The sequence below is a fragment of the Nocardia sp. NPDC050712 genome, assembly GCF_040654295.1.
Lineage (GTDB): Bacteria > Actinomycetota > Actinomycetes > Mycobacteriales > Mycobacteriaceae > Nocardia.
Genome location: NZ_JBFAHT010000001.1, coordinates 1,329,389 through 1,346,233, shown reverse-complemented (window position 1 = coordinate 1,346,233; position 16,845 = coordinate 1,329,389). Strand labels below are relative to the sequence as shown.

The following is a 16,845-nucleotide window of genomic DNA, read 5'->3' as shown; positions in this document are numbered from 1 at the left end:
CAGCCGGTAGGCTCCGCTGCAGGCAGACAGGGAGGAACCAAGACCATGGGCGTGCGAGTCGAGGTCGTGCGGGTGTTCACCGATTCCACGGGACGATTCGGCAACGAGCTGGGTCTGGTGTCCGCGGCGGAGGTCGCCGAGCCGGACCGGCAGGTACTGGCCGCGAAGGCCGGGTACAGCGAGACGGTGTTCCTGGGCGAACCCGTCGACGACGTGGCGCAGGTGCGAATCTTCACCCCGGCCGTGGAACTCCCGTTCGCCGGGCACCCGACGGTCGGCACGGCCTGGTGGTTCGGCCAGCAGGGCACACCTGTGCGCACACTGGATGTCCCCGCCGGCCAGGTCGCGGTCGAGTACGCCGACACCCTCACCTGGATCACCGCGCGCGGCGCGTGGGCGCCCGACTTCGTCTTCCACCAGGTGGCCGACGCCGAGGAACTGGCCGCACTGCGTCCCGACGAATTCGCCGCCGCGCAGCACTACTTCTGGACCTGGGTGGACGAGCACCGCGGCAGTGTGCGGTCGCGAATGTTCGCACCCGCCATGGGCATTGCCGAGGACGAGGCCACCGGCGCCGCGGCCGTCGCCATCACCGCCCGCCTGGGCCGGGGGCTGACCATCACCCAGGGTCAGGGCTCACAGATCTTCACCGAGTGGGATTCCGACGGGTGGGTGCGCCTCGGCGGCCGCGTGGTTTCCGAAACCGTCCTCGACCTCTGAGTTCACCCACCCGTCGCACTCAGCGCTGCTGCCTGCGGCGCCGGATCAGCCAGACGAGCAGCGCCGCGAGCGCCGCCGCCCCGGCAAACGGCACGACGGGCTGACGGCGGGCCAGCTCGGCGGCCTGCTTGGAGCGCTCCGCGACCGGTTCCGGGACCGCGGCTTCGGCCTTCTCGGTGAGCTCGCGGACCTGAGCCTTGGCCTGTGCGGTCTTCTCCTCCACCGCGATCCGCGCTTCGGCGGCCTGGTGTCGGGCGGTTTCGGTGGTCTCGTTCGCCTTCTGGCGCACAGCCTCGGTCGCCTCGGCGGCCTTCACCCGGGTCGCCTCCTTGGCCTCGCCGGCCTTCTGGCTCGCCGCGACCGCGGTCTCGGCGGCCTTGACCTGGGCATTCACTTTCGCCTCGGTCGTCTTGGCGCGGGCGACCCGAGTGGCCTCGGCGGCCTTGGCGCGGGCGGCCTCGGTGGTCTCGGCGGTCTTGCGCCGGGCGTCGTCCTTCACCTCGGCGGCCTTGCGCTGGGCGTTGGCCTTGACGTCGAGCTTGTCGGTCAGCTCGGAAACCGTCTGCCCCAGCTCCTCGCGCGTCTGATCGCGATCGGCGCGGACCGCCTCGGGGTCGACCGGCACGCTGACGGTCGGCTGGGCCGGAGTGGTCTCGGCCTCGTTGTGGTTCGGCCGTGGGTCGTTCATCGCTTGCTCCCGTCCTTGATACTTTCGATATCGCGTTTCACGCCCGCTACCGCTTCCTCGGGCAGCGGCGGCACCGCCTGCTGAACGTTCTTCTTGCCCAGCAGCGCGAGCACGGCGCCGGCGATCAGCAGGACCGCGCCGACGATCAACGCCGCGGACCATCCGTCCAGCGGGATCGCCAGCGCGCAGATGACGGCCGCGATCAACGCGGCGCCACCGTAGAAGGCGAGCACCGCGCCGGCGCCGGCCAGACCGGCGCCGCGCCCGACCCGTTTGCCCTTGCTCTGCAATTCGAGTTTGGCCAACTGGATTTCGTCGCGGATCAGCCGGCTCAGCTGGTCGGTGGCATCGGTGACCAGTTCGGCGACCGATCGCCGATCGGCCGGTGGCACAGGGTGTGTCTCCGTCATGGTGGTACCTCCCAATCGTCGGCCGGTTACCCGGCGTCGATCGGGGCAAACCCGCCGCGGGTCACACCAGGACCGCACCGACCAACATGTAGGCGGTGCCCAGATTCATCACCACGTGCGGCACCAGCGCCGAGGTGAGCACCGGCCCGGCGGGGTGCCCGAGCCAGTGCCGGCCACCCGTGACGAGGACCGCGACCGCGTCCGCGAGGAACAGCGCCGCCAGCCCGAACGCCACCACCGGCGCGGGCCCGGTGTGGCCCGATTCCGAGTGCCCCGACATCGCGTACAACATGGCCGCGGCGGCCACCACGTGGTACCCGATCGCCACGACGCGGTCCCGGGACCCGCTGCGCCCCTCCGCGATTCGGGTCACCAGCAGAATCGCGAAAACCACCGTCATCGCGACCAGCACACCGCGCAGCGCCTCGGGCTTCGCCCCGGCCGGGAACATGAGCATCGCCAGCATGACCAGGCACATGAGCAGATGCGCGGCATCGGATTCGTGCTGCGCCGCACGGGCCGTCGGGACCACGCGGTCGGGCGCCCGCGAATCCCCCGGCGCGAGTAGCTGTTCCAGCTCGTCGCCGGCCCGGTTCCGCACACCACCGCGGATCACCACCCGCTCGCTGCCGCGGGAATCTCCCGGCCCCGCACCGACCCCCGCCGGCCGCCGCACGGGAGCCGCCAGCCGCCCGATCACGATCGCCGACGCCAAGAGAAACGCGGCCACCACCAACCACCGCAGTACGACATATTCCTGCACGAAATGCGTCATGCCCACCACCTCTCATCGCGACGATCGAGGTCCCCAGCAACCATGCTCGCACCCCCGCGGCCCGCGGGGCACCCGTTCCCGCTAACCCGCTCCCACCCTTGGGCTTCCGCCGTTCGCGCGATTCACGGCGCCGGCACCGGGCGGTACGCCGGGGTACCGGCGGCGCGGGCGAACCGGCCCGGGGAGACGCCCCGCCACTGCTTGAACGCGTTCGAAAAGCTCGGTGCGCCCGAATAACCCATGCGGAACGCCACGTCCTCGACGGTCAAGCCGGTGGACAGCAGATCCTCGGCCAGGCTGCCGTAGGTTTCGGTGCACAGCCGGCGGTAGGAGGTGCCCTCCTCGGCCAGGCGGCGGCGCATGGTCCGCAGGCTCATGTGCAGGCTCGCGGCCACGTCCTCCTGGCTGACCCGCCCGTGTAAGCGGCGCATCAGCAGTTCGCGCACCGCGCCCGCCACACCACGGTGTAATCCCCTGCGCCGCAGCAGTTCCGCGCACTCCTCGTCGAACATTCGCGCGGTCATCGGGCTCGCCATCGGCATCGGCCGCTCCAGCCCGCCGCCGTCGAAGACGAGCAGGTGCGGATCGGCGCCCGCCACGCAGGCCACGCCCTGCGCCTCGAAGAGATCGCGCAGCCGCGCACTCAGGCCGCCGGCCACCTCGATGCGGATCAGCGGCGGCGGCCCCGCGGACATCGTCGCGAAGTCCGTGATCAGACTGGCGGCGTCGCGCTCCAGCAGAAAGCCACGCAGGTCGGCGGGCACCGCGGTGTCGTCGTAGAACACATAGACCTCCGCGCCCTCGGCGGCCAGCCAGGCCCGGCTGAACGAGGTCGTCAGCCCGATGTAGCGCACGGCCAGCGACAGCGCCGCGCGCAGGGTGGGGCTGCTCAGGATCGCCAGGCCGTAGATGCCGTGCATGGTCAGCCGGTTGCGCAGGCCGGCCTCGATCCCCAGCCCCGGCGGGTCGCCGAGGCGGGTGACCAGGTTGCGGATCAGCGCGAGTTCCTGTGCGGCGGTGACCTCACCGGCCGGATCGTCGAGCAACTGCTTGTCGATCCCGGTGCCGCGCAGCACCTCATCGGGACCGAGGCCGTGTTCGGCACCGACTTCGGCCAGCACCACGGAGTTGATCACCGATCGCCGCCATTCCCAGGAGGACACGCGTCCATAGTCAACCGCTATGGCCGGGATTCGCAAGGTTTCGGCCGAATGGCGCATGCGGATGCGGGCTACTGCGGCACCGAGGCGCGGTGTCCGTGGGCGAGGTTGCGGGCGAACCGGCCCGGGGAGACGCCGCGCCACTGCTTGAACGCGTTCGAAAAGCTCGGTGCGCCCGAATAACCCATGCGGAAGGCCACGTCTTCGACGGTCAAGCCGGTGGACAGCAGATCCTCGGCCAGGCTGCCGTAGGTCTCCGAGCACAGTTGCCGGTAGGAGGTGCCCTCCTCGGCCAGGCGGCGGCGCATGGTGCGCAGGCTCAGGTTCAGACCGGCCGCGACCTCCTCCTGGCTGACCCGCCCGGTCAACCGGCGCATCAGCAGCTCGCGCACCGCACCGGCCACGCCCTTGCGTAAGCCCCTGCGCTCCAGCAGTTCCGCGCATTCCCGGTCGAACTGCTCGGCGCTGAGCGGGCTCGCCATCGGCATCGGCTGATCGAGTTCGGCGGCGTCGAGCACGAGCACGTGATGGTCGGCGCCGTCGGTGATCGGCACCTCGTAGTTCTCCAGGATCGGGGCGATCCGGGCCGCCATGCCGCGGGCCGCCTCGACCCGGATCAGTGGCGGCTTGGCCCCGACGATGAGCACGTAGTTGACCACCGCGGCGGCCAGATCGCGTTCGAACAGGAAGGGGCGCAGGTCAGCGGGCAACTCGGAATCGTCCACGCACAGCAGCACTTCGCCACCGCGGATCTCGTGCCAGGGACGACTGAGCGAGGTGGACAGGCCGATGTGGCGCACCATGGTCGCCAGCGCCGCGAGAATGGTCGGGCTGCTCATCACCGCGAGGCCGAACACCCCGTGCATGGTGATGCGATTGCGGTGCCCCGCGTCGGCGCCCAGCCCGGGCAGGTCGTCGAAGCGGGTGACCAGGTTGCGCACCAGCGCGAGTTCCTGTGCCGCGGTGATCTCGCCGACCGGATCGGCGAGCACCTCGGCGTCGATGCCCGTGCCGCGCAGGATCTCCGCCGACCCGACGCCGCGCGCCTGCGCGACCTCGACGAGAACCGCCGAGCTCGTTACCGACCGCCGCCATTCCCAGGAGGACACGCCTTCATGATTCTCGTCGGTGGCCGATATCCGCAAGGTTTTGGCCGAACCTCGTAAGTGGCAACCGAATTCGCGTCAAGGACGGTGAATCAGTGCGGCGCGGTGGTGCGGTGCCGATCACCGAAGGCGCGCGCGAACCGCCCCGGGGACACACCCCGCCACTGCTTGAACGCGGTGGAGAAGCTCGGCGCGCCGGAATAGCCCATCCGGTAGGCGACATCCTCGACCGTCAGCCCGGTGGCGAGCAGCTCTTCGGCAAGGGCGCCATAGGTTTCCACACACAACCGCCGGTAGGAGGTGCCCTCCTCGGACAGCCGGCGGCGCATGGTGCGCAGGCTCATGTGCAGGCGGTCGGCCACGTCCTCCTGGGTGATGCGGCCGTTCATCTGACGCAGCAGGACCTCGCGCACCGTGCCGGCCACGCCCTGGCACAGCCCGCGGCGTTGCAGCAGGTCGGCACACTGCTCCTCGTAGAGCTGGGCGGTGAGCGGACTCGCGTGCGGCATCGGATGATCGACATCGGACATGTCGAACACCGCGATATGGACCTCGGCGGCCTCGGTGAGCGGGATGTCGAACGCCTCCAGCAGCGGCACCAGCCGGGAGCGCATGTCCGCGCGCACCTCGCCGCGCTTGACCGGCGGGGCCACCCCGAAGACCAGGAACCAGTTGGTCAGCAATGCCGAGACATCACGCTCGTTCAGGAAGGCGCGCACGTCCTCGGGCAGATCCGAATCGTCGACGTAGACCCAGATCTCGTCGCCGTGGTCGACGTGCCAGACCCGCGCGAACGAGGTCATCAAGCTGATGTAGCGCAGGCTGACGTCGATGGCCGCGCGCATGGTGGGGCTGCTCAGGATGGCCATGCCCAGCGCGCCGTGCGTGGTGGCCCGGGTGCGCATGCCCGCCTCGCAACCCAGGCCGGGCGGATCGCCGAGCAGCGTGACCAGGTTGCGGACCATGGCCAGTTCCTGACCGGCCGAGATCTCCGCGCCGGGGGTCTTGAGCGCCACCGGATCGATGCCGGTGTCGCGCAGCAACTCGGTGCGAGTCAGCGCGTGCTCGTCGGCGACGTCGACGAGGATCGCCGCGTGCGCGACGGATCGCCGCCACTCCCAAGAGGCCACCCGTCCATGATTTCGCGGGGATGGCCGACACGCGAAAGCTTTTGGCCGGACATCGAAAGGACACGGCCTCGTCCTCATTGTCCGGTTACGGTGCCGGATGGCCGCTATCCACAAGCGTCTGGCCGGAGTTCGTATGCCCCCCAGCAAACTTCACGGCGCCCGGCGGCAATCCCGATGCGCCCCCTGGCCGAAGTTCGGAAGAGTGGCCGGAAAGCGGTGGCCGCGTTTCGAAATGCTGGCCGAAACGCCTAAATACCAAGCGATTTCACCGGGAACGCGCAGCCTGACCGCTTTGCGCAAGGTCATGACCTGATATCGCATGGCGAGTGTGCCGCCGTCGGCCTAGCGTTGTAGCTATCGTCGAGCAGACCAAGGTAGGCGAACCACAATGCCGAAGAAGACGCTTGCTGGAACACGAGTCGCGATCACCGGAGGCACCTTCGGGATCGGTAAGGAAGCCGCGCTGGCCTTCTTGGCCGCGGGCGCCGAGGTCGCGATCGGCGATTCGGATCCCGGCAAGGTGCGCGCGATCACCTCGCAGTTGAACCGGATCCACGGCGCCGACGTCGTCGGCTTACAGGTCGACGTCACCGACGGCGGCCGGTTCGCCGAATTCCTGGAGCACGCCGAACGCCGGCTGGGCGGCCTCGATGTGGTGGTCAACGCCGCCGACGTCGGGCCGACCGGCACCTTCCTCACCGAGTCGCAGGCCGAATCGGACCGGCAGATCGACAGCAATCTGCGCGCGGTCATCACCGGGTCCCGGCTGGCGGGCATCCGATTCGTCGAGCAGGGGCACGGGCACATCGTCAATATCGGCTCGGCCATCGGGGTCACGGCCTCGCTGGGGGCCGCGGTGTACTCCGCGACCAAACACGCGGTGGTCGGGCTGGGCACCGCGCTGCATCGAGGCCTGGCCGAGGAGGGCGTCATCGTCAGCACCATCGCGCCCGGCTACGCACCCGACCCGGAGGCGGTGGCGGACGCCATCGTCGACTGTGTCGAGCATCAGCGGGCCGGGCTGGTGGTGGTTCCGCCGAACGGGTGGTTCCGCACGGCGGTGCCGGATCCGGTCCAGCTGCGGCACACCATGCGGCGGATGCTCGGCATGGTCTGAGGCTCACAGATCGCGCAGGACGCGCTTGAGCACCTTCCCGGTCGGGTTGCGGGGCAGTTCATCGACGAACAGCACATCCCGCGGCACCTTGAACCGGGCCAGGTTCTGCTTCACATAATCGCGCACCTCGTCCTCGGTGAGCGAATGCTCTTCCCGCACAACGACAACCGCGCGCAACCGCTGCCCGTGCTTGGGATCCTCGACGCCGAAGGCGGTGACCTCCTCGACCGCGGGGTGGGCGGCGAGCAGTTCCTCGATCTCGCCGGGGAAGACGTTCTCGCCGCCGGAGACGATCATGTCGTCGTCGCGGCCGTCGACGAAAAGGCGTCCGGCGCTGTCGAAGTGGCCGACGTCACCGGTGGACATGAGCGCGCCGACCCGATCCTTGTCGCCGCCGCCGGTGTAGCCCTCGAACTGGAAGGTGTTGCCCACGAAGATGCGCCCGGTCCGGCCCGCGGGCAGTTCGGCGCCGTGCTCGTCCAGGATCTTCACGGTGGCGCTCGGCGCGGGCGTGCCGACACAGCCGGGTTCGCGCGCCAGATCGGCCGGGGTGGCGATGGTCGCGTAGGCGACCTCGGTGGTGCCGTACACGTTGTAGACCACCGGGCCGAACGCCTCGGTGACGCGCCGGCACAGGTCCGCGCCCAGCTGCGAACCCGCGACGAAGATGATGCGCAGGCGCGAAAGGTCCTTCCCGGCACGCGATTCCGGCGGCAGGTCGACCAGGCGCTGCAGCATCACCGGCACCGCGACCAGGGCGGTCGCGCCGTTGCGGTCGAGACTGTCGAGCACGGCCCGCGGATCGAACCGCCGGCGGATCACCAGCGTGGTCCCGAACCCGACCGCCATCATGACGTGCGCGAAACCGAGCGTATGGAACAGCGGCGCCGGGCATTCGGTGATCTCGCGGGCCCGGAACGGCACCGGGCCGATGATGGCGGCGAGCGGGGCCAGCGAGGTCGGCTCGCGACGCGGGGCGCCCTTGGGTGTCCCCGTGGTGCCGCTGGTCAGCAGGATGATGCGGGCCGGGGTGGTCGCGCGGCGCGGGGCCGTGCGGGCGCCACCGGCGATCAGGTTGTCCAGGGTGTCGACGCCGGGCTTGTCGGTCCAGGCCCGGTAGCGGCCGCGCGGCGGCGCCAGCTCGCCCAGGATCGGGGAGTATTCGTCGTCGAAGACCAGCAGATCGGCGCCCTCGCGGGTGACCACCTCGCGCAGCTGCGGTCCGGCGAAGTCGGTGTTCAGCAACAGGATTCGCGCGCCGCACTTGGCCGCGGCGAACACCGAGTAGTGGAAACCGCGATGATTGCGGGCCAGGATCGCGACGCACTCGCCGTCGCGCAATCCGCGCGCCCGCCAGGCGTTGGCCAAAGCCGTTGTGCGCTCGTCGAGTTCGCGGAAGGTGACGGCACCGAGCTCATCGATGAGGGCCGCGCGGTCGCCGTAGCGTTCGGCCGCGACGGTCACCGCCCCGCCCATCAGCCCGGAGCGCAGTACCGCGACGCCCATGCGCGCGAGCCGGTCCGGGCGCACCGGCGTGACCAGCCCGGCACGCACCGCGAGCGAGGCGTAATACGCCTCGTCCGCCACCCGGCGCACCGCCGTACCGATCGGATTGGCGAGCCTCATCACTCGACCCCTCTCCACTCCGCACCGCCACCTTGCGGGCAACCGCCCTCACAGTAAGGTCTGTCACATCGATCCGTCGACCGGCTGCCCGCGCGCGACCGGGCGGGCGACCTCGGCGATGATGGACTGATGTCCAGTTCCTTCGCTATCGCCGTCGACGACCTGACCGGGCCGGACATCGCCGCCCTGCTGACCCAGCATCTGGCCGACATGCACGCCCATTCACCCGAGGACAGCGTGCACGCCCTGGACCTGGTCGAACTCCGGAAGCCGGAGATCACCTTCTGGAGTGCCCGGGACGGCGGCGCCCTGCTCGGGTGCACGGCGCTGAAGGAACTCGATCCCACCCACGGCGAGATCAAGTCCATGCGCACCGCCACCGGCCACACCGGGCGCGGGATCGCCGCCGCCCTGCTCGGCCATCTCCTCGCCGAGGCCCGGGCTCGCGGTTACGCCCGGCTGAGCCTCGAGACCGGCGCCACCGAATTCTTCGCGCCCGCCGTCCGCCTGTATCAGCGGCACGGCTTCGAGTTCTGCGACCCGTTCGCCGACTACGCCGCCGACCCGCACAGCCTCTTCCTGACGCGGACGCTGTAAACGATCTTCGCCGCCCCGGCGACTTACAGTGGTGCGCATGACAACTGGGCCCGGCGCCCGGACCGCCCGCCGGTCACCCGCCTGGTGGCGTGCCGTGATCGGCACGGTCACCGGCTCGATCGCCCTCTGCTACGGCACGCTGCTGTGGCAGCAAGCCATCGAGGGCCCCTTCCTCCCGGGCTTGCTGCTGCTCCTCACCCTGCTGGGCTTGGCCGGGCTGTGGCTGCTCGTCGCCGTGTTCGGTCTGCTCGCCTACCGCGCCGTGCGCGCCTGCCTGATCGCCCCGGTCATCGTCGCCCTGGGCATCACCCTCGCCCAGACCGGGACGCCGGCCCGACTCGCCTGGGAGCTCTCGCAGCGCGACTTCGAGACGGTCGCGGCGCACTGCCTCCAGGCCGCCCCGTCGACCACGCTGCCGCGGCAGGAGATCGGCCTCTTCGACGTACGCGCGATCTCCCGCCACCCCGCGGGCTGCCTCTTCCGAACCCGCAGCAGCACAGAGGATTACGGCTTCGCCTACTTTCCCGGCGCGGCGCCCGCACCCGAGGACGCCACCGTCTCCTACACCCGTTTCGACGGCAGCTGGTACCACGTCCGGCAGGCCTGATCCGCTCAGCCGAGGGCCTTGCCGAAACCTTCGACGAGTTCGTCGACCTGGGCGTCGGTCATGACGAAGGACGGGGAGATCTGCATCGCACCCTGGCCGGCGGCCCGACCGGAGATGCCGTGCGTGCGCAGGGTTTTGACCAGCGGGAGGCCTTCGGCCGGATCGGCCAGCTGGATGGCGGCGACAGCGCCGAGGCCGCTGCGGATCTCGGCGACGCGCGGGTGCTCGGCCAGCGGCGCCAGCTTCTCGTGCAGCGTGGCTTCCAGGCGCGCCGACTCCGCGAGCAGGTTCTCGCGCTCGATGATCGCGAGGTTGGCCAGGGCCGCGGCGGCGGCCGCGGCGTGGCCGCCGTAGGTGTAGCCGTGCCGCCACCAGACGCCACCGGCGAAGAACGGCTCGGCGATGTGCGGGGCGATGAAGACCGCGCCCATCGGGAGGTAGCCGGAGGTCAGGCCCTTGGCGGTGGTCATCAGGTCGGGCCGCAGATCGAAGCGGGTGGAGGCGAACCAGGACCCGCCGATCCGGCCGAAACCGGTGACGACCTCGTCGGCGACGAACAGGATGTCGTTGTCGCGGCAGATCTGGCGCACCTCGGCCAGGTAGCCCTGCGGCGGCAGGTAGACCCCGCCCGCGCCGATGATGGGTTCGCAGAAGAAGGCGGCGATGTTCTCCGCGCCGGTCTGCTCGATCAGGGCCAGCAGCGCCTTCGCGTCGTCCCAGGCGATCACGCGGGTGTCGGCCATGAGCTCGCCGTAGCCCTCGCCGTTGACCGGGATGCCCGCGAGCGCGGTGCCGCCGACATGCATGCCGTGGTAAGCCTTCTGTCGGCTGACCAGGATCTTCTTGTCCGGCTTGCCCATTTCCCGCCAGTAGCGGCGGGCCAGCTTGGCAGCGGTGTCGACCGAGTCCGAGCCGCCGGAGGTGAAGAAGATCTTGCTGCCCGGGACCGGCGCGATGGTCGCCAGCTTCTCGGCCAGCTCCTGGGTGGCGGGGGCGGCCAGGTCACCGAAGTTGGAGTAGTGCGCGATCTGGCGCAACTGAGCGGCGACGGCGTCGGCGATCTCGCCGCGGCCGTGCCCGATGTTGGTGAACCACAGCCCGGCGGTGGCGTCGAGATAGCGGGTGCCCGCCTGGTCGTAGATGTAGGCGCCCTCGCCGCGCGCGACGACGAACGCACCGTCCTTCTCGATGGCCCCCATATCGGCGAAGCCATGCCACAACGCTGTCATTCCAACCACCTTTGCTTGTCGGACTCCGCCGCACCGCACCACCGGCCGGCCAGTTCGCCGAGGGCGACGACAGCGACGGCGAGCAGCGCGAACGCCACACCCAATACCACCAGGCCGATCGTCATCGAGACGTATCCCTGCCCGCGCGGGTCGAGGAACGGGTACGGATACCAGTCCACGATCGGCCCGCGAAACAGGGTATACGCGCAATATACCGACGGGTACGCCAGCCACGTTCCGATCAGTCGCGCGCTGATTCCGAGCGCGTACGGGGCTGCCATCCAGTCCGCGAGCAGGACGATCGGCAGCACCCGGTGCAGCATGTCGTTGACCCACGGGCGCTCGGCCCCCAGCGCCACATCCGACAGCAGCGCCGCGTACACGATTCCGGTGATGACCAGGTAGAGCGTGGCCGCGCCGCGAAACACCTGCCAGCGCCGGCTACCGGGATCGAGCAGTCCGCCGATCAGCAGGATCGCCATGGCGAAAATGTTGGACTGGATCGTGAAGTAGCTCAGATGATTCGCCAGTGTGTAGCCAGGAGATCCCGCCTGCTGGATCGGCCCGGCGATCAACGCCACAAGGGCCAGTCCGGCGAATGCCACGCGCAGCCCCCGCAGCCAGCGCGGGGACCTCACAGAACCGGGCGACACCTCGGCGGCGTGCATCCAGCGATTCTTACACGGGCGCTGCCTGGAGAGCGCCCGCCGTCAGATTCACTCAGGGTTTGCTCAGACAGGTTTCGGCCGCCGCCAGCGACCGGCGACGGCCCCCAGCAGCGCGATGGCCAGGGCAAGCAGAACGAACACGGCCACCAGGATGACGAGCCCGACGGCGAGCGGCCCGTAGCCCTGCTCGCGCGGATCGAGGAACGGATAGGGATACCAGTCCACGATCGGCCCGCGCACCAGGCTGTAGACGCCGTACAGGACGGGAAAGACGAGCCAGCCGCCGATCAGGCCGGCGGACAGCCGCAAGGCGACCGGTACCAGCACCCAGTCCACCAGCATCACGATCGGGATCAGCCGATGCAGGACGACGTTGATCCACTGGTCGGTCAGCATCACATCGACGTCGGCGAGCAGCACCGCGTACACCAGGCCGGTGATCACCATGTACAGCGTCGCGGCCCCACGGAACACCTGCCACCGACGGCTGTGCGGGTCGCTCAGACCGCCGATCAGCAGCACGACCACCGCCAGAACATTGGACTCGATGGTGAAGTAGCTGAAGAAGTTCGCGATCGAGTAGGTCGGCGAATCGAGCTCGCGCAGCGGGATCCAGACCAGCGCGACAATGGTGAGCACACCGAAGGCAACTCGAAGGATCCGGATCCACAGCGGCGTTCCTGAGCTGGTGTTCATCGTCTGATGATCGCACGAACACAGCTGTCACAGGGGCCGGAAACGCAACGCAGCACTCGATCAGCAATCACACCTGTTCGGTCTCGGGACCTGTGCTGACCGGCTGGTATGCGGGGTTCGCTAGGCTTGACGATGCCATGACCAGGACAGCCGACCCCGCAGTGCGCGAGCTCCGCACCCGACTGGCGAACCTCTCGCTCCGCGACGAATACCGGCTGCGCCGCAAGCTGGATCGCGCCCGCGGCACCGAACTCGCGAGCGTGACGGCCGAGATCGAGGCCGCCGAGCTGCGCGTCGAGGGGCGCCGGGCGGCGGTGCCGCAGATCCGCTACCCCGAGCAACTGCCCGTCACCCAGCGCCGCGAGGACATCGCGGCGGCGATCGCCGCGCACCAGGTGGTGATCGTCGCGGGCGAGACCGGGTCGGGCAAGACCACCCAGATCCCGAAGATCTGCCTGGAGCTGGGGCGCGGCGTGCGCGGCACCATCGGCCACACCCAGCCGCGCCGGCTGGCCGCGCGCACGGTGGCCGAGCGGATCGCCGAGGAACTCGGCACCGAACTCGGCGATGTCGTCGGCTACACGGTGCGGTTCACCGATCACGCCTCGGACCGCACGCTGGTCAAGCTGATGACCGACGGCATCCTGCTCGCCGAGATCCAGCGCGACCGGCTGCTGCGCCGCTACGACACGATCATCATCGACGAGGCGCACGAGCGCAGCCTCAATATCGACTTCCTGCTCGGCTACCTCAAGCAGTTGCTACCGCGCCGGCCGGACCTGAAGCTGATCATCACCTCCGCGACCATCGATCCGGAACTGTTCGCGCGCCACTTCGCCGACGAGAAGGGCACGCCCGCACCGATTGTCGAGGTGTCGGGCCGGTCCTATCCGGTGGAGATCCGGTATCGGCCACTCGCGCTGGAATTGCCCTCGGCCACGCCGGACGACGACGAGGACACCCGGATCGTGGATCGCGACCCGGTCGACGCCATCGGCGACGCGGTGCGCGAGCTGTTCGACGAGGGCGACGGCGACGTGCTCGTCTTCCTCTCCGGCGAACGCGAAATCCGGGACACCGCGGACGCTTTGCGCGACCTGAACCTGGCGCGCACCGAGATCGTGCCGCTCTACGCGCGCCTGTCGGCGGCCGAGCAGCACCGGGTCTTCCAGGCGCACACCGGACGTCGGGTCGTGCTGGCCACCAACGTCGCCGAGACCTCGCTCACGGTGCCGGGCATCCGGTACGTCGTGGACCCGGGCACCGCGCGGATCTCCCGCTATTCGATGCGCACCAAGGTGCAGCGTCTGCCGATCGAGGAGGTGTCGCAGGCCTCGGCGCGGCAGCGCTCCGGGCGTTGCGGTCGTGTGGCCGACGGTATCGCCATCCGGCTGTATTCGGAGGACGACTTCGAATCCCGGCCCGCGTTCACCGAACCGGAGATCCTGCGCACCAATCTGGCCGCGGTCATCCTGCAGATGACGGCGCTCGGACTGGGCGATATCGAGAACTTCCCGTTCGTGGAGGCGCCGGACAAGCGCGCGATCCGCGACGGCATCGCGCTGCTGGAGGAGCTGGGCGCGCTCGCGCGCCCGGGCGCGAACAAGCTCGCGCCACAAACGGATTCCGACACCGCCGAGGCCGCGCCGGCGGGCGAGACCGCCTTGACCCTCACCCCGCTCGGGCGCGAGATGGCACAGCTGCCGGTCGACCCGCGGATGGCGCGCATGCTGGTGCAGGGGCAGCGCAACGGCTGCCTGGCCGAGGTGCTGATCATCGTCGCGGCGCTCTCGATCCAGGATGTGCGCGAGCGCCCGGCCGAGCATCAGCAGGCCTCCGATCTCAAGCACGCCCGGTTCGCGGTGGAGGGCTCGGACTTCCTGGCCTACCTGCGACTCTGGGACTACCTGACCGACCAGCGCAAGGCGTTGTCGTCCAACCAGTTCCGCCGGATGTGCCGCGACGAGTTCCTGCATTACCTGCGGATCCGGGAGTGGCAGGATCTGCACGGCCAGTTACGCACGATCACCCGGGGGCTGGGCTGGTCGGCCGAGAGCTCGTCGAGCGAAGGCGCGCCGGGCGAGACCGACCGGGCGGCAAGCACATCCGAGGGCGGGCGCGGCAAAGCCTCCGGGCGGAACGCGGGCGGACCAGAGGGCGGCCGTCGATCGGGCGGCCGGAATGCCAAGCGCGGCAAGAACGAAGCGGCGCCGACCGCGACTATCGCCGAATCCGATGGCTTACCTTGGGATTCCACGGCGATCCACCAGTCGCTGCTGGCGGGCATGCTCTCCCACATCGGCGTGCGGGAAGCCGAATCACGGGAGTTCCTGGGCGCCCGCAACGCCAAGTTCATGATCTTCCCGGGCTCTTCCCTGGCCAAGAAGCCGCCGCGCTGGGTGATGGCCGCCGAACTGGTCGAGACCTCGCGCCTGTGGGGCCGGATGGCCGCGCGGGTGGAGCCGGAATGGGCCGAGCAGCTCGCCGGTGATCTGGTCAAACGCACCTACTCCGAGCCGCATTGGTCGTCCAAGCGAGGCGCGGCACGGGCCTACGAGCGGGTGACCCTGTACGGGATCCCGCTGGTGGTGAGCCGGCCCGTCGACTACGGGCGCATCGATCCGGAGATCTCGCGCGAGTTGTTCATCCGCCACGCCCTGGTGCAGGGCGAATGGCAGACCGGCCACGAGTTCTTCCACCGCAATCGCGCCCTGCTCGACGACGTCGCCGATCTGGAGCACCGGGCCCGCCGCCGCGACATCCTCGTCGACGACGAGGTGCTGTTCGAGTTCTACGATCAGCGCGTCCCCGCCGATATCGTCTCGGTCCGGCACTTCGACAGCTGGTGGAAGACGGCCAAGCGCAAAGACCCGGCGCTGCTGGAGTTCTCGAAGTCCACGGTCGTCAACGACGGCGCGGTCGCCCTGGATCCGACCGACTTCCCCGACGCCTGGCGCCAGGGTGAGCTGAGCTTCCCGCTGACCTATCAGTTCGAGCCCGGCCAGGACGACGACGGCGTCACCGTCCGCATCCCGGTCGAGCAGCTCGCGCACGTCCGCCCGGTCGGCTTCGACTGGCTGGTGCCGGGCATGCGCGAAGAACTCGCCGCCGCGCTGATCAAAATCCTGCCGAAAACCCTGCGCCGCCAGGTGGTTCCGGCTCCGGACTATGCCGCCGCCGCGCTGGCCGCGCTCACCGCGCGGGCCGAGCCGCTGCGCACCGGGCTGGCGCGCGAACTGTCGCGCCTCGGTTCGATCACCATCTCCCCCGCCGATCTGGACCCGGCCGCGCTGCCCGATCATCTGCGCATGACCTTCGCCGCCGTGGACGGCGGCGGCCGGGTACTGGCCAAGGGCAAGAGCCTGACCGCGCTGAAAACGCAACTCGCCGAACAGGTTTCCGCCTCCGTGGCCCGGGCGACCGCGGGCGCCGAACGCGCGGCGAGCACGGTGTGGACCTCGGAATCCCTCGGCACGGTCGAGCCGACCGTGCGCCGCGAGGTCGCCGGGCAGACCGTGACCGGTTATCCGGCCCTGGTTCCCGAGGGCCCGGGTGTGGCCGTGCGCGTGCTCAGCTCCCCCGCCGAGCAGGCCGCCGCCATGCGCGCGGGCACCAGGCACCTGGTCCTGCACGCCATCGCGACCTCGCCGCGCACCGTCACCGCGGGCCTGCCGCCCGCCGACCGGCTCGCGCTGAGCCAGAACCCCTACGGTTCGCTCGACGCCCTGGTCGAGGATTGCCGTGCGGCCGCCGCCGACGAATTGATCGCCGGCGCAGGCGGTCCGGTCAACGATCCGGAGCGTTTCAGCGCGCTCGTGGCCGCGATCCGCCCGCAGCTCTCCACCGCGGTCGTTCGCCTGGTCCGCGCGTCCGTGCCGATTCTCGCTGCCGCGCACCGGGTTTCGGCCGCACTCACCGAAACGCGGGAGCAGGATATCGCCGAGGACGTGCGCCACCAGGTCGACGAACTGGTCTTCCCCGGCTTCATCTCCGAGTTCGGCGGCGCCCGGCTGCGCGAAGTCCCGCGCTACCTGCAGGCCGCCACCGCGCGCCTGGAAGCCCTTCCCGCCTCGGCGGGGCGGGACCGGCAGGGCATGATCGAGGTGGATCGCGCACTGAGCGCCTACGACCGGCTCCTCAACGCTCTGCCCGAGCACCGCAGGGCCGCCCCCGATGTCGTCGAGATCTGGTGGATGATCGAGGAACTGCGCGTCAGCTTGTTCGCCCAGAAGCTCGGCACCCCCTACCCGATCTCTGTGAAACGGATCGAGAAGGCCATCTCCGCCGTCCGCCGCTGAGACAGACGGAAGAACCGC

The 16,845-nt window shown here is 69.9% G+C and carries 15 protein-coding genes; 5 read left to right on the top strand and 10 right to left on the bottom strand.

Going from position 1 to position 16,845, the window contains the following annotated elements:
* The first annotated feature begins 45 nt into the window (after window positions 1–45).
* Complete coding sequence (locus AB0H76_RS06450) at window positions 46–720, top strand: PhzF family phenazine biosynthesis protein (protein WP_357318197.1); 675 nt, start codon at window positions 46–48, stop codon at window positions 718–720.
* A 19-nt stretch (window positions 721–739) separates the two neighbouring features.
* On the opposite strand, the gene AB0H76_RS06445 is transcribed toward AB0H76_RS06450, so the two are convergent.
* The 6 genes from AB0H76_RS06445 to AB0H76_RS06420 form a co-directional block, all read right to left on the bottom strand.
* Window positions 740–1,408, bottom strand: a complete 669-nt coding sequence (locus tag AB0H76_RS06445) for a DUF3618 domain-containing protein (protein WP_357318194.1) — start codon at window positions 1,406–1,408, stop codon at window positions 740–742.
* Entirely contained in the window at window positions 1,405–1,818 is a 414-nt protein-coding gene (locus AB0H76_RS06440) for a phage holin family protein (protein WP_357318191.1), read from the bottom strand. Before AB0H76_RS06440 ends, AB0H76_RS06445 begins: the two co-directional genes overlap by 4 nt.
* Window positions 1,819–1,879: 61 nt before the next feature.
* Window positions 1,880–2,593, bottom strand: a complete 714-nt coding sequence (locus AB0H76_RS06435) for a DUF5134 domain-containing protein (protein WP_357318188.1) — start codon at window positions 2,591–2,593, stop codon at window positions 1,880–1,882.
* A gap of 122 nt (window positions 2,594–2,715) precedes the next feature.
* Complete coding sequence (locus AB0H76_RS06430; RefSeq protein WP_357318186.1) at window positions 2,716–3,756, bottom strand: AraC family transcriptional regulator; 1,041 nt, start codon at window positions 3,754–3,756, stop codon at window positions 2,716–2,718.
* 68 nt (window positions 3,757–3,824) lie between these two features.
* The gene (locus AB0H76_RS06425) at window positions 3,825–4,862 is read right to left on the bottom strand and encodes an AraC family transcriptional regulator (RefSeq protein WP_357318183.1); all 1,038 of its coding nucleotides are present in this window, start codon (window positions 4,860–4,862) and stop codon (window positions 3,825–3,827) included.
* A gap of 89 nt (window positions 4,863–4,951) precedes the next feature.
* Complete coding sequence (locus AB0H76_RS06420; protein WP_357318180.1) at window positions 4,952–5,989, bottom strand: AraC family transcriptional regulator ligand-binding domain-containing protein; 1,038 nt, start codon at window positions 5,987–5,989, stop codon at window positions 4,952–4,954.
* A gap of 388 nt (window positions 5,990–6,377) precedes the next feature.
* On the opposite strand from AB0H76_RS06420, the gene AB0H76_RS06415 reads away from it, so the two are divergent.
* Window positions 6,378–7,106: an SDR family NAD(P)-dependent oxidoreductase gene (locus AB0H76_RS06415; RefSeq protein WP_357318177.1), complete on the top strand. Its 729-nt coding sequence runs from the start codon at window positions 6,378–6,380 to the stop codon at window positions 7,104–7,106.
* Window positions 7,107–7,109: 3 nt separating this feature from the next.
* On the opposite strand, the gene AB0H76_RS06410 is transcribed toward AB0H76_RS06415, so the two are convergent.
* The gene (locus tag AB0H76_RS06410; protein ID WP_357318175.1) at window positions 7,110–8,732 is read right to left on the bottom strand and encodes an acyl-CoA synthetase; all 1,623 of its coding nucleotides are present in this window, start codon (window positions 8,730–8,732) and stop codon (window positions 7,110–7,112) included.
* Between the two features lie 129 nt (window positions 8,733–8,861).
* On the opposite strand from AB0H76_RS06410, the gene AB0H76_RS06405 reads away from it, so the two are divergent.
* Entirely contained in the window at window positions 8,862–9,329 is a 468-nt protein-coding gene (locus AB0H76_RS06405; protein WP_357318172.1) for a GNAT family N-acetyltransferase, read from the top strand.
* 37 nt (window positions 9,330–9,366) lie between these two features.
* Window positions 9,367–9,936 (top strand): hypothetical protein, encoded by a 570-nt coding sequence (locus AB0H76_RS06400; RefSeq protein WP_357318170.1) that lies wholly within the window; start codon window positions 9,367–9,369, stop codon window positions 9,934–9,936.
* Window positions 9,937–9,941: 5 nt separating this feature from the next.
* On the opposite strand, the gene AB0H76_RS06395 is transcribed toward AB0H76_RS06400, so the two are convergent.
* The 3 genes from AB0H76_RS06395 to AB0H76_RS06385 all read right to left on the bottom strand — a co-directional run bounded on the left by AB0H76_RS06395 (window position 9,942) and on the right by AB0H76_RS06385 (window position 12,529).
* Entirely contained in the window at window positions 9,942–11,165 is a 1,224-nt protein-coding gene (locus AB0H76_RS06395; RefSeq protein WP_357318167.1) for an aminotransferase class III-fold pyridoxal phosphate-dependent enzyme, read from the bottom strand.
* The gene (locus tag AB0H76_RS06390; RefSeq protein WP_357318164.1) at window positions 11,162–11,803 is read right to left on the bottom strand and encodes a Pr6Pr family membrane protein; all 642 of its coding nucleotides are present in this window, start codon (window positions 11,801–11,803) and stop codon (window positions 11,162–11,164) included. Before AB0H76_RS06390 ends, AB0H76_RS06395 begins: the two co-directional genes overlap by 4 nt.
* A 93-nt stretch (window positions 11,804–11,896) precedes the next feature.
* Window positions 11,897–12,529 carry a Pr6Pr family membrane protein gene (locus AB0H76_RS06385; RefSeq protein WP_357318161.1) on the bottom strand — a complete coding sequence of 211 codons (633 nt, stop codon included), beginning with the start codon at window positions 12,527–12,529 and terminating at the stop codon, window positions 11,897–11,899.
* A 137-nt stretch (window positions 12,530–12,666) separates the two neighbouring features.
* On the opposite strand from AB0H76_RS06385, the gene hrpA reads away from it, so the two are divergent.
* Window positions 12,667–16,827 carry an ATP-dependent RNA helicase HrpA gene (gene hrpA, locus AB0H76_RS06380; RefSeq protein ID WP_357318159.1) on the top strand — a complete coding sequence of 1,387 codons (4,161 nt, stop codon included), beginning with the start codon at window positions 12,667–12,669 and terminating at the stop codon, window positions 16,825–16,827.
* Window positions 16,828–16,845: the final 18 nt, after the last annotated feature.